A 14,824-nucleotide genomic window follows, 5' to 3' on the forward strand; every position below is an offset into this window, starting at 1 on the left:
GGCTGTGTCGTCGCATTATAAAAGCAAAGGGCGCACGTCCTGGACGTGCGCCCTTTGCTTTACCGCAGGTCGAGATGCGAATGACGCCTGGCCCCGCCTAGCCCGTCACCGCGCCCTGGTTCGCCGGGCGTGCGAGCGCCGCGTACTTCGCCATCACGCCGCGGGTGTAACGCGGCGCGGGCTGCTTCCAGGCCGCCCGCCGGCGCGCGAGTTCGGCGTCGTCCACGTTCAGTTGCAGCAGGAGCTTGTGAGCGTCGATGGTGATCGAGTCGCCTTCCTGCACGAGCGCGATCGTGCCGCCTTCGAACGCTTCCGGCGCGACGTGGCCCACCACCATGCCCCAGGTGCCGCCGGAGAAGCGCCCATCGGTGATGAGCCCAACCGATTCCCCAAGCCCCTTGCCGATGATCGCCGAAGTCGGCGCGAGCATTTCCGGCATGCCGGGGCCGCCCTTCGGGCCGAGATAGCGCAGCACGACGACGTCGCCTGCCTTGATCCTGTCTGCGAGGATGGCTTCCATCGCGCTCTGCTCGTCGTCGAATACGCGCGCCGGGCCCGTGATCACCGGATTCTTCAGGCCCGTGATCTTGGCGACCGCGCCGTGCGTCGCGAGGTTGCCCTTGAGGATCGCCAGATGGCCTTCCTTGTACAGCGCCTGGCTGATGGGGAAGATCACCTTCTGGTCCGCGCGCGGCGTGGACGGCACGTCCTTGAGTTCTTCCGCGATGGTCTTGCCCGTGATGGTGATGCAGTCGCCATGCAGGAGCCCCGCATCGAGCAGGATCTTGAGCACTTGCGGAATGCCTCCGGCCTCGTGCAGGTCGGTCGCAACGTACTGGCCCGAAGGCTTCAGGTCGCAGATCACCGGCACCTTCTTGCGCATGCGCTCGAAGTCGTCGATGGTCCATTCGATTTCCGCGGCGTGCGCGATGGCGAGATAGTGCAGCACGGCGTTGGTCGAGCCGCCCGTCGCCATGATGAGCGCCACGGCGTTCTCGATCGACTGCTTCGTGATGATGTCTCGCGGCTTGAGGTCCTGCTTGACGGCCTCGACCAGCACGCGCGCCGATTCCGCCGCCGAGTCGACTTTCTCCTGGTCGGGGTTGGCCATCGTCGACGAATACATGAGCGACATGCCGAGCGCCTCGAACGACGAGCTCATCGTGTTCGCGGTGTACATGCCGCCGCACGAACCGGTGGAAGGGCAGGCGTTTTTCTCGACGCCTTCGAAATCTTCTTCGGTCATGCGCCCCGCGGTGAATTCGCCCACGGCCTCGAACGCCGAGACGATGGTGAGCGCCTTTCCCTTCCAGTTGCCTGGGCGGATCGTGCCGCCATACACGTAAATGCCGGGCACGTTGATGCGAGCGAGCGCGATCATGCCGCCGGGCATGTTCTTGTCGCAGCCGCCGATCACGACCACGCCGTCCATCCACTGGCCTTGCACGCAGGTCTCGATGCAGTCGGCGATGACTTCGCGCGAGACGAGCGAGTACTTCATGCCTTCGGTGCCCATCGACATGCCGTCCGAGATCGTGGGCGTGCCAAAGGTCTGCGGGTTCGCGTCGGCGTGCTTGATGGCGTCGACGGCCGCGTCGGTCAGGCGCTGCAGGCCGGCGTTGCACGGCGTAATGGTCGAGTGGCCATTGGCGACACCGATCATCGGCTTGTCGAAGTCGGCCTTCTCGTAGCCGAGGGCGTAATACATCGAACGGTTGGGCGAACGGGCGACGCCTTGCGTGATGTGCTTCGAACGACGGTTATAGGGCATGGGGACCTCCGGTGGATTTCGTCTCGGATGCCGGGTGTGTGTTCTGGTTTGGGGAGCGCCGGCACGTCTGTCAAAGCATGCGATTTCGCGAGAACGCTGTCCAATATATTATTCGTGGTCTATTGAGTCGAAAAACATATCAACATGACAACAGCGCGAGACCGCCGCCGATGAATCCGACTATCCCCGATCTGCGCCAGCTTCGCTATTTCGTCGCCGTGGCGGAGGAGCAGCACTTTGGCCGCGCGGCGGCGCGCCTGTCGATGACACAGCCGCCGCTCTCGCAGGCCATCCGCGCGCTCGAGGAGACGCTGGGCGTGGAGCTGTTCGCGCGCACGCGCCGTTCGGTGGAATTGACGGCGGTGGGCGCCGATCTGTTGCCGGAGGTGAGGCGCCTGTTGGCAAGCGCCGAAGCGCTGCGGCCGCTCGCACAGAGCCTCGCGCGCGGCGAGGCCGGCGTGCTCGCGCTGGCGTTCGTTTCGACCGCCGACTACGGCTTGCTGCCGCTTCTGCTGCGCGACTTCGGCGCGCGCTATCCGCGTGTGCGCTTGCAGCTAGCCGAAGCCACGAGCGACGTGCAGGTGGAAGAGCTGGTGGCGGGCCGCATCGACGCAGGCCTCGTGATCGCGCCCGTGCCGCCGCGCCACGCGGCCCAGCTTGCCTACCAGCCGATCGCGCGCGAGCCGCTCGTGGTCGCCATGCCCTCGGCGCTGTCGGCGCGGCTAGGCGGCCCTTCAGCCGACGACTGGCACGACGAGCCCGTGAGCCTGCGCGATCTCGCCGATGCGCCGCTCGTCGTCTTCCCGCGCCATCTGGCCCCCGGTTTCTACGACACCATCATGGATTGCTACGGCGCGGCCGGCCTCGCGCCCCTCATCGGCCAGGAAGCGATCCAGATGCAGACGATCGTGAGCCTCGTCTCGGCCGGCATGGGCGTGGCGCTGGTGCCGCAGTCGCTGCGCCATCTGCGGCGCACGGGCGTCGTGTACCGGCCGCTCGCCGGGGCGGTGCCGGCCATCGAAACGGGCCTCGTCTGGCGCTCGGCCGAGGTGAGCCCGGTGCTCGCGGCGTTCATCGAGATCGTGCGCGCGCACGCGGCGACAGTGGACTCGCCAGCGCGCGAGGGCTAGCCGGAAGCTGGCTAGCCGGACACGTCATCTGTCACCGTTACACTCGCGGCGCATCGCCAAACGTGCATTTTGGTTCGCGCCCCCTCGCGTCGGCGATAATGTCACGCCGTGACGTGCGGCGGCGAACCTCGCCGCTTTGCAAACGTCCAACGCGCTTTGCCCGCTTTCGGAGCGGCGCGCTACTGCTTACAACCCGATTTCAATCGATATCGCCGACAAGACTTCATCCACGATGCTCATCCACCCGAACTTCGACCCCGTCGCCATTCATCTGGGGCCGCTCGCCGTGCGCTGGTACGGCCTCATGTATCTCGTCGGCTTCATTCTGGCGATCGTGATCGGCCGTCTGCGCCTGCGTCTGCCGTACGTGGCCGCGCAGGGCTGGACCGCGAAAGACATCGACGACATGCTGTTCTACGGCGTCCTCGGCACGATCCTGGGCGGCCGCTTAGGCTACGTGCTGTTCTACAAGGCGAGCTGGTATTTCGCGCATCCGCTCGACATCTTCAAGGTCTGGGAAGGCGGCATGTCGTTTCACGGCGGCTTCCTCGGCGTGACGTTCGCGATGATCCTGTTCGCGTGGCAACGCGGTCGCACCTGGCTGCAAGTCACGGACTTCGTCGCGCCGATGGTGCCCACGGGGCTCGCCTTTGGCCGTCTCGGCAACTTCATCAACGGCGAGCTGTGGGGCCGCGTGACCTCGCCCGATTCGCCGTGGGCCATGCTGTTTCCGGGCGCCGCGAACGACGACGCCGCGTGGCTCGCCGCGCATCCGCAACTGGCCGCGCAGTGGCATCTGAACGAAGTGTTCGCGCAGTACCATCTGCTGCCGCGCCATCCTTCGGAACTGTATGAAATCGCGCTGGAAGGCATTGCGCTTTTCATCGTGCTGATTCTGTTCGCGCGAAAGCCGCGCCCCGTTGGCGCGATTTCTGCCATGTTCCTGATCGGCTATGGTCTCGCGCGCTTCACGGTCGAGTTCGCACGCGAACCCGATGACTTCCTCGGCCTGCTCGCGCTCGGCCTCTCGATGGGCCAGTGGCTCTCGCTGCCGATGATCATCGTGGGTATTGGCTTGATGGCGTGGGCGTATCGCCGCGCCAAACGTGGCAAGGACGGCAACGACCGCGCGCAGGTAGCGGGCGCGAAGAGCTGACACGCGCTAACGCACTACGCGCTTTTAGCCCATGAAAAAGGCCACGGTTTTCACCGTGGCCTTTTTATTTGCGTGCCTGTGTGGCTTGTATCGCAGCCTTACTTCATCTGCACCGAGCCGGAGACGTTGACCGTCACCGTGGACGTGCCGCCTTCGAGCGGCACAGGCGCCGACATCTTCGCGTCAGCCGAAGCGGCGCGGGCGCTCATCATCATCATGGGGCGCGGCATCACGCCCGAGTGCCCCACGTTCACGTCGCGAATCGTGTAGCTGCTGTAGCCGAACGCGCGCGTGGCCGAGAGCGCCTGGTCGCGGAACGAGGCGATGGCCTGTCCCGAAAGCTTTTGCTCGGCGGCGCGCTGCGCCTCGGGCGACAGCGAGAACTGCACGTTGCCGAACTGCATGATCGACGAGAGATCGCCGGCGAGCTTCGACGCCGCGGCGAAATCATGCGACTCGAGCACGACTTCCGTGCGGCCGCGCCAGGCAGAGATGCGTCCGTCGCGATCCGTGGAAGGGAAGATCGAGAACTGGCCGGAGTGTGCGGTTACGCCCGCGACGCCTCGTGCGCGTTGCAGCGCGGCATCGGCGCGCTGATTGAGCGTTGCGGTGAGCGAGGCGGGATCGTTCGCTTCCTGTTCGTAGAACAGCGTAATGTTGACGACGTCCTGAGGCACTTCGGCGCTCGCCTGCGCGGACAGCGAAAGCACGCCCGAGGGCTGCTGGAATCGCGCGTCGCTCTGTGCGAACGCGGCGCCCGGCGCGAGCGTCATGGCGAGGGGAAGGGCGGCAGCCAATGCGGCGGCGAGCGTGACAGCGGTTTTTCGGTTCATTGAGGCTCCTTGCAGAACTTGCGTCGCGCGCGAGGCATCCGTTGTGACGCGCGACTGTGCGCGATTGTGCTTGAAGTCGCGTACGAATGCTGTGTGCGTGCCCGGCCATCGAGGCGGGACCGCATCACATCAGATGTTTCGTGATGAAGTTCCACTCGGCCGTCGTGACCGGCGTGATCGAAAGGCGGTTGCCCTTGGCGAGCACGCGCATGTCCGCGAGTTCTTCGTGCTCGCGCAAGGCGGCGAGAGCAATCAGCGGGCACTTCTTCTTGAACACGACGTCGACGAGCATCCAGCGAGGATTCTCGTGCGTCGATTTCGCGTCGTAGTAAGGGCTCTTCGGATCGAACTGAGTGGGGTCGGGGTAGGCCGTGGACGACACCTGCGCGATGCCCGCAATACCGGGCTCGGGGCAGCTCGAGTGATAGAACAGCACGCCGTCGCCTTGCTGCATGGTGTCGCGCATGAAATTGCGCGCCTGGTAGTTTCGTACGCCGGTCCAGGGCAGCGTGCGCTGCGGCGCGTTTGCGAGGTCGTCGATGCTTGCTTCGTCGGGTTCGGACTTCATCAGCCAGTAGCGCATGAGTCGAAGTTCACGTCGAAAGGGGAGAGGGACGAGCGTGCATGCCGTGAAAAACGCACAAAAAAGCGGGCCGCACAATGGAAAACGGCATCGGACTGTGGTCCGATGCCGTTTGAATAGGTCCCCGCCATAGCCGCTAGGCCGGCATCCTGAACCGAGGGTTCAGAATTGGTCGCAGTTAGCAGCACTTCGGGTACATCAGACTGTGTGACGCGCACGCCCGTGCTACAAATTTCCGCAACCGTGCACATGGCATTGGTTCAAGGAATATATGACCTTGGCGAACCAGGCAGGGAAGCTGACTAAACTGGTTGGCAGCGTGTTCAGAAACGCGCGTTTCTAAACAAATCAACGCTACCTATGAACAACATCATACCGCACATTGGCGCCTGAAACTGTGGCTTACAACCGCAGCGTACAACAGCGCTTATTGCACACCGTACTGGTGAATTACAGCGCCGAGTTGTTCGTTCATTTGGCGCATTGTACGACGGATTTCTTCGGCTGGGAATGCTTCGCCGTGTCGCACGCTGGTTTGCAGGCGCAGCAGTTCCGAGGCGAGCGAGAGCGCCGCCATGACGGCGATGCGATCGGTGCCGCGCACGTTGCTGTGATTGCGGATCTTCGACATTTCGGCGTCCACGCGCGCCACGGCTTCAAGCAGCGCCTGTTCCGTTTCCGGCGAACAGACGAGGCGATAGGTTTGGCCGAGTATCGTCGCTTCGATCTGCTTGGTGGTCATGCATTTTCTCCGTGGCGGGCCGCGTTGCTGTCGTCGTCGTTGCTCTGCGATGGCTCAAGCAGATCGAGCTGGTTGTCGCGCTCGTTACCGGCGCGTGCACGTGGCAGCTTTTCGAGGATTGCGTTCAGACGCACCTGCGCATCGTCGATCTTGGCCGAGAGTGCATCGCGCTCTGCTTGCAGCGCGGCACGCTCCTCGCGGACCTGTTCGAGTTCGGCGCGTGTTTCGTCGCATTGCGCACGCAGCTGCGCGAGTTGCTCTTCGAGTGCGACGCGTGCTTCGTGTTGGCGCTGATTAATCTCGATCAGCCGCCCGATGTTTTGTGAGAGTGTTTCGAGTTCGTTGAGCATGTGCTGCGTCCTCTAAAGACAGGCATTCTAGCGCGGATTAACGCGTATTTTGATAATTGTGTCGTTTCCAGACGTAACAACCCGGCTTCTTACCCGAATCAGGCCCGAAACCCTCGCTACGTGTGCTGCATACGCTGGGCGGGAACGTAATTTGCCAAGGCCGCGCGCGCAGCGCATCGTCTCGATCGTGGTCTGCGCGTTATAACATCACGGATTCATGGTCTTTTGCCAGTGCCTTCGCGAACGGCTTATGCCATGTCGCTTTTGCCACGAGTCATGCAGAATCTTTCGCCACAAAAATACTGCGCTCTGTCGTGGCCCGCGCATACCGTGCTGTCTTTCTGTGTGAGCTTGATTGAAATCCGCTGCCGAGTTTCCCGATGCGTTCCATGAGCCGCGATGAGTCCCATGCTGTGCCGCCGATGCACGCGCTGCCGCGCCGCTCGATGAGCGCGCGCCGCGCATGCATGATCTGGGCCGCGCTCGCAGCAGCGGCGCTCGTGGTGTTCGCTGCATCGCTCGCAACAGGCAGCGTGAGCGTGACGTTTGCGCAGGCGCTGGCGGCGCTGACTCCCACGCATGACGTGCACGGCGCGCCGGACATGGCGACAGAAATCGTGCGCACGCTGCGCCTACCGCGCGCGCTCGCGGGTTTTGCATGTGGCGGTTTGCTCGCGCTGGCGGGCGCGCTGCTGCAGGTGTTGCTGCGCAATCCGCTTGCGGAGCCCTACGTGCTCGGCGTGTCGGGCGGCGCTGCCGCATTCGCACTCGTGGCGATGATCGCGGGCGTGGCGTGGTGGGGCGTGCAGGCGAGCGCATGTGCAGGTGCGTTCGTATCGATCCTGCTCGTGCTCGGCCTCGCACGCCGCGAGTTGTGGCGCGGCGAGCCGCAAGACAGCTCGCCACGGCTTCTCCTGACGGGCGCGGTGACGGCGGCAGGCTGGGGCGCATTGATCACACTGCTGCTCACACTTGCGCCCGATACGCGCCTGCGCGGCATGCTGTTCTGGCTCACGGGCGACCTCAATGGCGCGGGCACGCCGTGGCCCGCGCTCGCGACGCTTGGCGTGGTCCTTGCGTGCATCGTGCCCGCCGCGCCAATGCTCAACGTGCTGCTGCGCGGCGACGCTGCTGCGCAGGCGCTCGGTGTGCCGGTGCTGCGTTTGCGCGTGGGCATTTATCTTGCCGCGTCGCTCGCGGCGGCCGCTGCCGTGACGACGGGCGGCACCATCGGCTTCGTCGGGCTCGTCGTGCCCCACATGCTGCGCCTTGCGTTCGGCAACGACCAGCGCATGCTCGTGCCCGCCGCCGCGCTCGCGGGCGGGGTGGCCGTGATGGGCGCTGACCTCGTCGCGCGGACGGTGGCGGCGCCCGCGCAGTTGCCGGTGGGCGTCGTGACTGCGCTCGCGGGCGTGCCTGTTTTCCTGTGGATGCTGCTCGCGAGGCGTGGACGATGAGCGATACCCATCCACCGCTGCTCGCAGTTCACGCGCTCACGTTGCGCGCGGGCGCGCGCACGCTCGTGGAATCGCTCACGCAAAGGTTTGCCGCCGGCGAAATCTGGTGCGTGGCGGGCGCGAATGGCGCGGGCAAGACTACGCTGATCGGCGCGCTCGCGGGCCTGGCCGAGCCTTCGGCGGGACGCGTGGAAGTGGAGGGCATCGTGCTCGCGCAGTGGCCGCCGGTGCGCCTCGCGCAGCGCCGCGCGCTGATGCCCCAGGATCAGCGTGACGCATTCAGCGCGAGCGTGATCGACACCGTGTTGCTCAATCGCTATCCGCATCTTTCGGGATGGGGTTGGGAAGCCGACGCCGACCGCGCCGCCGCGCATGCCGCGCTCGCCACGTTGGGCCTCGAAGCATTCGCCGCGCGCGATGTGCTGTCACTCTCGGGCGGCGAGCGACAGCGTGTCGCGCTCGCCGCTGCGCTGTGCCAGGGCGCGCCGCTGCTGCTGCTCGACGAGCCGCTCGCGCATCTGGACCTGCATCATCAGATTGCGTGTCTCGAAGCGCTCTCGCGCTGGGTGCGCAGTGAAGCGCGAGCGGTACTGTTTTCGTGCCACGATCTCAATCTTGCGCGGCGCTTCGCGACGCACGCGCTCCTGCTCGACGGCCGCGGCGGTTTTCACGCGGGCCCCGTGCGCGATGTGCTCACGCCGGAACGCGCGAGCGCCGCATTCGGACATCCGCTCGTGCTGATACGAGAGGGCGCGCACGAGGCGCTTGTTCCTGAACTCGGCTCGACATCTTCATCACCGCATTCGCCGGGATCGAACGGCGTGCGCTAGTGCGCCGCTGTCGCCCGCATCACTTCGAAACGAAACACACCATGACGTCATCGCTTACCGAACTGCTCGCCGTCGAACCGCTCGACCTCTCGTTGCGCGACGAACTGCAACGCCTCATCGACACGAAGACCAAACCGCCCGGTAGTCTCGGCCGCCTCGAAACCCTGGCGCGCCAGCTCGGCATGATCCAGGGCACGACGCACCCAAGCGTCGAGCGTCCCGTAATGATCGTGTTCGCAGGCGACCACGGCATTGCCGCCGAAGGCGTGAGCCCTTACCCGCAGGCCGTGACCGCGCAGATGGTCGCGAACTTCGTGGCAGGGGGCGCAGCGATCAACGTGTTCAGCAACGTGGCGGGGCTCACGCTCGAAGTCGTCAACGCGGGCGTGGCGACGCCGCTGCCGTCGTCGCCCACACTCGTCGATGTGCCCATTGCGCCCGGCACGCGCAACTTCGCGCGCGAGCGCGCCATGACGCGCGACGAAGCCCTCGCCGCGCTCGCGGCGGGCGCTGAGCGCGTGCGCCATCATGCGGCGCTCGGCACGAACGTGATCGGCTTTGGCGAGATGGGCATTGCGAACACGTCGTCGGCAGCGTGCCTGATGAGCCGGCTGTGCGGCGTGCCGATCGACGAATGCGTCGGGCGCGGCACGGGCCTCGACAATGCGGGCCTCGCGAAAAAGCGCAATGTACTCGCGGCGGCGCTCGCGCATCATGCCGACGCGCGCGAGCCGCTCGACGTGCTCGCCGCATTCGGCGGTTTCGAAATCGCGATGATGGCGGGCGCGTACCTCGAAGCGGCGCGCTCGCGCATGGCGATTCTCGTGGACGGCTTCATCGCCACCTCGGCGCTGCTCGTGGCCGACTCGCTCGCGCCGAACGTGCGCGACTACTGCGTGTTTGCGCACGCATCGAACGAAGCGGGGCACCGCCGCATGCTCGATCACTTCGGCGCGCGCGAACTGCTCACGCTCGACCTGCGTCTGGGCGAGGGCACGGGCGCGGCGCTGGCGGTGCCGCTGCTGCGCGCGGCGGTGGCGTTCCTGAACGACATGGCGAGCTTCGAGTCGGCGGGCGTCGACAATCGCAGTGACCGCCACGCCTGAGCGCCGCGCGATGAATCCGCTTGCGGAGCTGCGTTATTTCTTCACGGCGCTGGGCTATTTCACGCGCGTGCCGGTGCCGCGCTGGGTGGGCTTCGATCCCGCCTGGCTCAACGCGGCGGCGCGCTACTTTCCGCTTGTCGGCGCGTTGATCGGCGCGCTTGGGGCGCTCGTTTATCTCGCTGCGTTGCGCGTGTTTCCGGCGAGCGTGGCCGTGCTGCTTTCGATGGCTGTCACGCTCCTCGCGACGGGCGCCTTTCACGAAGACGGTCTCGCCGACTGCCTCGACGCATTCGGCGGCGCGTACGCCCGCGAGGACGTGCTGCGCATCATGCACGATTCGCGCATCGGCGCATTCGGCGCGATCGGTCTCGTGGTGGCGCTCGCACTCAAATGGCAGACCCTCGCGGCGCTGCCGCCGGCGCGCGCCGCGATGCTGATGATCGCCGGCCACGCCGCGAGTCGCGCGTGCGCGATCAGCTATCTCGTTTCGCTTGAGTATGTGCGTCCCGAAGGCAAGGCCAAGCCCGTCGCGCAGCGCATGAGCGTGCCCGCGTGGCTGTGCGCGTGCGTGTTCGGCTTGCCGTGGCTGTTCTGGCCGGTGTGGTCCGGCGCGCCCGACTGGCGCGCGGGCGTCGCGACGCTCGTCGTGCTCGCCGTGCTGCGCTATGCGCTGGGGCGTTATTTCGTGCGCCGCATCGGCGGCTATACGGGCGATTGTCTCGGCTTCGCCCAGCAGGTGTTCGAGATTGCCATCTACCTCGTGGGGCTCGCATGGATCTCGTTCTGATCCGCCATCCCGCCGTGGCCGTGGATGCGGGCGTGTGCTACGGCGCGAGCGACGTGCCGCTCGCGGGCGACGCGACGCAGCAGGCCGAGTCGCTCGTCGGGCGGATTGCGGCGCTCGGCATACGCGAACCGCAGCGCATTGAAACGAGCCCGCTTACGCGCTGCGCGAGCGTGGCGGCAGCGCTTGGCCTTCTGCGCGGCCACACGCCGCAAGCGGAAGCACGCCTCGCAGAGATGGACTTCGGCGCGTGGGAGATGCAGCGCTGGGACGCGATCGAGCGCGAGCAGATCGACGCATGGGCCGCGAATTTCGAGCACGCGCGTGAGCATGGCGGCGAGAGTGTTGCGCAGTTCGATGCGCGCGTGAGCGGATGGTTCGACACGCTCGACGCGCGCGAGAAGTCCACCGTTTGGGCCGTCACGCATGCGGGCGTGATCCGCACCGTCACGGCGCGCTCGCTCGGCATGCCGCTCGCGCGATGCGTGCGCTGGCCGCTGGAGATGGGCGCCATCGTGCATTTGCGTTACGACTCGTCAAGCGCACTGTGGCTGCTTGCGCGCTGGAACGCCTGACAAGCCGCTTCGGATCTCGAATCAATGCGCCGCGGCGTTGCGCGTGCGGGCGAGATCGAGATCCTTGCACAACTGCGTTGCGCCCTCAGCGATGCGCGGCGCGGGGCGCGTGAGCAGATCGCCGTCGATGGCGAAGAGATTGCCGTGGGCGACGGCGGCGAGCGCCGGCCAGGCACGCCAGCGCTCGAGGCCCGGCAGCGGCCGATCCGGCGACGTGGCGCCTTGTGACGCGGTGACGATCGCATCGGGATTGGCGGCGAGGACAGCTTCCGTCGAAACCGTCGGCACGAGCGGTTCGAGCGCCGCGAACACGTTGCGGCCGCCGCAGAGCGCGATCACGTCGCTAATCATCTGCGAACCGTTGATGGTCATCAGCGGCTGATCCCAGACCTGGTAGAACACGCTCACGGGTGCGCGCCGCGCATAGCGTGCGCGCAATTGCGCGATGTCGCGGCGGTAGGCGGTCGCGGCGGCCTGCGCGGTGTCTTCGGTGCCGAGCAGCACACCAAGGCGTGTGAGCGAGGTCGCGACATCGTCGAGCTTGTGGGGCTCGCTGAAAAAGAGGGGGATGTGCAGCGCGCGCAGACGATCGAGCTGTTGCTGCGCGTTGCCGTGACGCCAGACCACGATGAGGTCGGGCTTGAGCGCGGCGATCCGCTCGAGGTCGAGCGCGCGGTTGTCGCCCACGCGCGGCACTTTCTGCGCTTCTGGCGGGTAGTCGCTATAGGCCACGGCGCCGACCACTTTCGCGCCGCCCCCCGCGGCGTAGAGCAGCTCGGTCACATGGGGCGCGAGGCTCACTACGCGCTGCGCAGGCGCGGGGAGAGTGACGGTGTTGCCCGCGTCGTCGATGGCGGTGACGGTCGCATTCGCGGCGCACGGCAGAATCGTCGCAACCAGCAGCGCGAATGCAATCGCGGCTGTGCGCATCAGCCGATCGTCCGCATGGCTTGCCCGAGCGCGCTTTCGAAGCGCTGCCATTCGCCTTCGGACGCGGGCAGGCCAAAGCGCAGGCTGGCCGGCGTGTCGAAGCGGCGCGTCCACACGGCTTGGCGCGCGAGTGCATCCTGCAGCGCCGGCGCGCGCGGGTCCGTGATCCATGCGAAGAGCGGCGTGGCGTGCGGCGTGAAGCCGTGAGCGCGCAACAGCGTGACGAGGCGCTCGCTTTCGGCGGCGAGGCGAATGCGCATTTCGTTCTGCCACGCGCTGTCTTCGAACGCGTGCGTGACGGCGTGGCGCGCCGGCCCGCTCACGGTCCACGCGCCCAGACTCGCGCGCAACGCGGCCAGCAGGGCAGGCGCGCCGAGCGCGAATCCGCAACGCGCACCCGCGAGCCCGAAGAATTTGCCGGGCGAACGCAGTATGACGAGTCCTGCGCGGCTGGTTGCGTGCGCAAGCGTTTCGGAGTGCTCGTGGTCGAACGCATCGGCAAACGCTTCGTCGACGATCAGCGTGCCGCCGCGCGCCGCGAGTTGCGCATGCCAATGCAGCAGGCGGCCGGCAGCAAGATGCGTGGCCGTCGGATTGTTCGGATTCACCACGACGGCGTGCGTGACGGTATCGGGCAGCGTGTCCTGCATGACATCGAGCGGCACGATCTCATGGCCCGCGCGCGCAAATGCCGGTGCGTACTCGCCATACGTGAGCGGTGCAATCGCTACACGCGCGCGCGGCAACAACGCTGGCAGCGCGCGGATCGCGGCCTGACTGCCTGCCACCGGCAAGACGTGGTGCGTGTCGGGTGCGCCGTAGTAGCGCGCCGCGCTTGCCGCGAAGCCGTCGCCTTCGTCGGGCAGGCGCCGCCATGCCGTGGACGGCACCGGCGGCACAGGGTAGCCATGGGGGTTGATGCCGGTGGAGAGGTCGATCCACGCGTCCCAGGCGATGCCATAACGCTGCGCGGCTTCGTGCAGATTGCCGCCGTGCACGACGAGTGCGGTTGGATGCTCAGACATGGGTCGCCACGCTCACGAAGGCCAGTGCGAGCAGCGCGGCGAGCCACAGAATGGTGGTGCGTTCGACGAGCCGCAAGGCCGCATCCACGTGCTGCGCGCGCGGCGGCGAGCCCGCGCCGAGCGCCGGGCGCTCCTCAAGCATGCCGTGATACACGGCCGCGCCGCCCAGCAGCACGTTCAGGCTGCCCGCGCCGGAGGCCATCACCGGGCCCGCGTTCGGGCTCTCCCAGCGATGCGCCTGTTCGCGCCAGCAGCGCAGCGCCACGCGCGTGTCGCCGAGTAGCGCGTAGCTCGCAGCCGTGAGGCGCGCGGGAATCCAGTTGAGCACGTCGTCGATGCGCGCGGCCGCCCAGCCAAAGCGCAGGAAGCGCGGCGTGCGGTAGCCCCACATGGCATCGAGCGTGTTGGCGAGACGGAACGCGAGGGCGCCCGGGCCGCCCGCGATCGCGAACCAGAACAGCGCGCCGAAGATTGCATCGTTGCCGTTTTCGAGCGCCGATTCGACGGCCGCGCGCGAGAGCGCGGTGGCGTCCGCCCCGGCTGTGTCGCGCGAGACGATGCGGCCCGTCAACTCGCGCGCGGCGGCGAGGTCGCGCCGGGCGAGCGCGGCGCCGATCGGCGCGATATGTTCCGTGAGGCTGCGCGCACCGAGCGCGAACCAGAGCAGCGCGACGTGCAGTGCCCAGGCGAGCGGCCAGGGCAGCAGGGCGCACAGCAGCGCCGCGACGATAACGGGCGGTGCGACGGCGGCGAGCCATGCGACGAGGCCGAGCGGACGGCCGCGGCGGCCCGTGTTCAGGCGCGCTTCGATGCGGTTCGCGTACTGGCCGAAGGCGACGAGCGGATGCGCGCGGCGCGGCTCGCCGAGCCAGCGGTCCACGGCGACGCCGGCCACGGCGAGCGCGGCGGTAACGGGTAGCGAGAGCATCATGAGGTCACACGTGGCGCCTTGAGCACCAGCGGCAGGCCCGCGGCGACGAGCGTGGCGCGGTCGGCGAGCGCCGCGATGCGCTGATTGAGGCGACCGAGTTCATCCACGTAGAGGCGCGTGGCCGCGCCCATCGGCACGACGCCCATGCCGATCTCGTTGCTCACCACGAGCACCACGCCTTGTGCGCGCTCGCAGGCGGCGGCGAAGGCGTCGAGGCGTTCGCGCCAGTCGGGCAGCGGCGCTTCGGAGTCGGCGGGGCAAAGCAGGTTCGCGAGCCACAGCGTGAGGCAGTCGATCAGCACGCACTGGCCGGGCGCCGCCGCGGCGTCGAGTGCGCCCGCGAGATCGAGCGGCGCCTCGGCGAGCGCCCAGTGCGCAGGCCGGCGCGCGCGATGGTGGCCGATGCGCTCGGCGAACTCGGTGTCGGCCGTCACGCGCGCGGTGGCGATATAGGTGACCGGCAAGCCGCTCGCAGCCGCGAGGCGTTCGGCGTGCGCGCTCTTGCCCGAGCGCGCGCCGCCGACGATGAAGGTGAGATCGCGCGAATTCATCGCGTGATTGTAACGGCTGCACTCAGGCCGCCGTCATCCGTTCGGCCAATGTCGGGCCGTGGTCCTGCAT

At 67.1% G+C, this 14,824-nt stretch carries 16 protein-coding genes and 1 other RNA gene; 7 read left to right on the forward strand and 10 right to left on the reverse strand.

Going from position 1 to position 14,824, the window contains the following annotated elements; translation table 11 throughout:
* Window positions 1-97: 97 nt before the first annotated feature.
* Window positions 98-1,771, reverse strand: a complete 1,674-nt coding sequence (ilvD, locus tag E1N52_RS08280) for a dihydroxy-acid dehydratase (protein ID WP_133181830.1) — start codon at window positions 1,769-1,771, stop codon at window positions 98-100.
* Window positions 1,772-1,941: 170 nt separating this feature from the next.
* On the opposite strand from ilvD, the gene E1N52_RS08285 reads away from it, so the two are divergent.
* Both E1N52_RS08285 and lgt read left to right on the forward strand, forming a co-directional pair.
* Window positions 1,942-2,901 carry a LysR family transcriptional regulator gene (locus E1N52_RS08285; protein WP_133181832.1) on the forward strand — a complete coding sequence of 320 codons (960 nt, stop codon included), beginning with the start codon at window positions 1,942-1,944 and terminating at the stop codon, window positions 2,899-2,901.
* Window positions 2,902-3,133: 232 nt separating this feature from the next.
* Window positions 3,134-4,057, forward strand: coding sequence for a prolipoprotein diacylglyceryl transferase (gene lgt, locus E1N52_RS08290; protein WP_133182159.1), 924 nt, complete (start codon window positions 3,134-3,136; stop codon window positions 4,055-4,057).
* A 98-nt stretch (window positions 4,058-4,155) separates the two neighbouring features.
* Here the strand turns inward: lgt and E1N52_RS08295 are convergent, their stop codons facing one another.
* From E1N52_RS08295 to E1N52_RS08315, 5 genes are all read right to left on the reverse strand, one after another.
* The gene (locus E1N52_RS08295; RefSeq protein ID WP_133181834.1) at window positions 4,156-4,890 is read right to left on the reverse strand and encodes an SIMPL domain-containing protein; all 735 of its coding nucleotides are present in this window, start codon (window positions 4,888-4,890) and stop codon (window positions 4,156-4,158) included.
* Between the two features lie 124 nt (window positions 4,891-5,014).
* Window positions 5,015-5,473, reverse strand: a complete 459-nt coding sequence (locus E1N52_RS08300; protein WP_133181836.1) for an EVE domain-containing protein — start codon at window positions 5,471-5,473, stop codon at window positions 5,015-5,017.
* Window positions 5,474-5,590: 117 nt separating this feature from the next.
* Window positions 5,591-5,772: non-coding RNA, 6S RNA (gene ssrS / locus E1N52_RS08305), on the reverse strand.
* A 128-nt stretch (window positions 5,773-5,900) separates the two neighbouring features.
* On the reverse strand, window positions 5,901-6,215 hold the full coding sequence (locus tag E1N52_RS08310; protein ID WP_042268772.1) for a cell division protein ZapA: 315 nt from the start codon (window positions 6,213-6,215) through the stop codon (window positions 5,901-5,903).
* Window positions 6,212-6,565: an ATPase gene (locus E1N52_RS08315; RefSeq protein WP_133181838.1), complete on the reverse strand. Its 354-nt coding sequence runs from the start codon at window positions 6,563-6,565 to the stop codon at window positions 6,212-6,214. The genes E1N52_RS08310 and E1N52_RS08315 overlap by 4 nt, the downstream gene beginning before the upstream one ends.
* Before the next feature lie 389 nt (window positions 6,566-6,954).
* On the opposite strand from E1N52_RS08315, the gene E1N52_RS08320 reads away from it, so the two are divergent.
* Genes E1N52_RS08320 through cobC form a run of 5 tightly spaced genes read left to right on the forward strand, consistent with a single transcriptional unit; the run spans window position 6,955 to window position 11,317 of the window.
* Window positions 6,955-8,022 (forward strand): FecCD family ABC transporter permease, encoded by a 1,068-nt coding sequence (locus E1N52_RS08320; protein ID WP_246088996.1) that lies wholly within the window; start codon window positions 6,955-6,957, stop codon window positions 8,020-8,022.
* Complete coding sequence (locus E1N52_RS08325) at window positions 8,019-8,852, forward strand: ABC transporter ATP-binding protein (protein WP_133181840.1); 834 nt, start codon at window positions 8,019-8,021, stop codon at window positions 8,850-8,852. The genes E1N52_RS08320 and E1N52_RS08325 overlap by 4 nt, the downstream gene beginning before the upstream one ends.
* 41 nt (window positions 8,853-8,893) lie before the next feature.
* Complete coding sequence (cobT, locus tag E1N52_RS08330) at window positions 8,894-9,958, forward strand: nicotinate-nucleotide--dimethylbenzimidazole phosphoribosyltransferase (RefSeq protein WP_133181842.1); 1,065 nt, start codon at window positions 8,894-8,896, stop codon at window positions 9,956-9,958.
* A gap of 10 nt (window positions 9,959-9,968) precedes the next feature.
* A complete protein-coding gene (locus E1N52_RS08335) occupies window positions 9,969-10,745 on the forward strand; it encodes an adenosylcobinamide-GDP ribazoletransferase (protein WP_133182163.1) in 777 nt (258 codons plus the stop codon).
* Window positions 10,730-11,317 carry an alpha-ribazole phosphatase gene (cobC, locus tag E1N52_RS08340; RefSeq protein WP_133181844.1) on the forward strand — a complete coding sequence of 196 codons (588 nt, stop codon included), beginning with the start codon at window positions 10,730-10,732 and terminating at the stop codon, window positions 11,315-11,317. The genes E1N52_RS08335 and cobC overlap by 16 nt, the downstream gene beginning before the upstream one ends.
* 21 nt (window positions 11,318-11,338) lie before the next feature.
* Here cobC and E1N52_RS08345 read toward each other — a convergent pair whose 3' ends face one another.
* From E1N52_RS08345 to cobU, 4 genes are read right to left on the reverse strand one after another with little or no spacing between them, the layout of a single operon-like run.
* Window positions 11,339-12,247, reverse strand: a complete 909-nt coding sequence (locus E1N52_RS08345) for a cobalamin-binding protein (RefSeq protein ID WP_133181846.1) — start codon at window positions 12,245-12,247, stop codon at window positions 11,339-11,341.
* Window positions 12,247-13,272 (reverse strand): threonine-phosphate decarboxylase CobD, encoded by a 1,026-nt coding sequence (gene cobD / locus E1N52_RS08350; protein ID WP_133181848.1) that lies wholly within the window; start codon window positions 13,270-13,272, stop codon window positions 12,247-12,249. Before cobD ends, E1N52_RS08345 begins: the two co-directional genes overlap by 1 nt.
* Window positions 13,265-14,200, reverse strand: coding sequence for an adenosylcobinamide-phosphate synthase CbiB (cbiB, locus tag E1N52_RS08355; protein ID WP_133182165.1), 936 nt, complete (start codon window positions 14,198-14,200; stop codon window positions 13,265-13,267). The genes cobD and cbiB overlap by 8 nt, the downstream gene beginning before the upstream one ends.
* Window positions 14,200-14,754: a bifunctional adenosylcobinamide kinase/adenosylcobinamide-phosphate guanylyltransferase gene (gene cobU / locus E1N52_RS08360; protein WP_133181850.1), complete on the reverse strand. Its 555-nt coding sequence runs from the start codon at window positions 14,752-14,754 to the stop codon at window positions 14,200-14,202. Before cobU ends, cbiB begins: the two co-directional genes overlap by 1 nt.
* Window positions 14,755-14,824: the final 70 nt, after the last annotated feature.

It is taken from the genome of Paraburkholderia guartelaensis, assembly GCF_004353905.1.
Lineage (GTDB): Bacteria > Pseudomonadota > Gammaproteobacteria > Burkholderiales > Burkholderiaceae > Paraburkholderia > Paraburkholderia guartelaensis.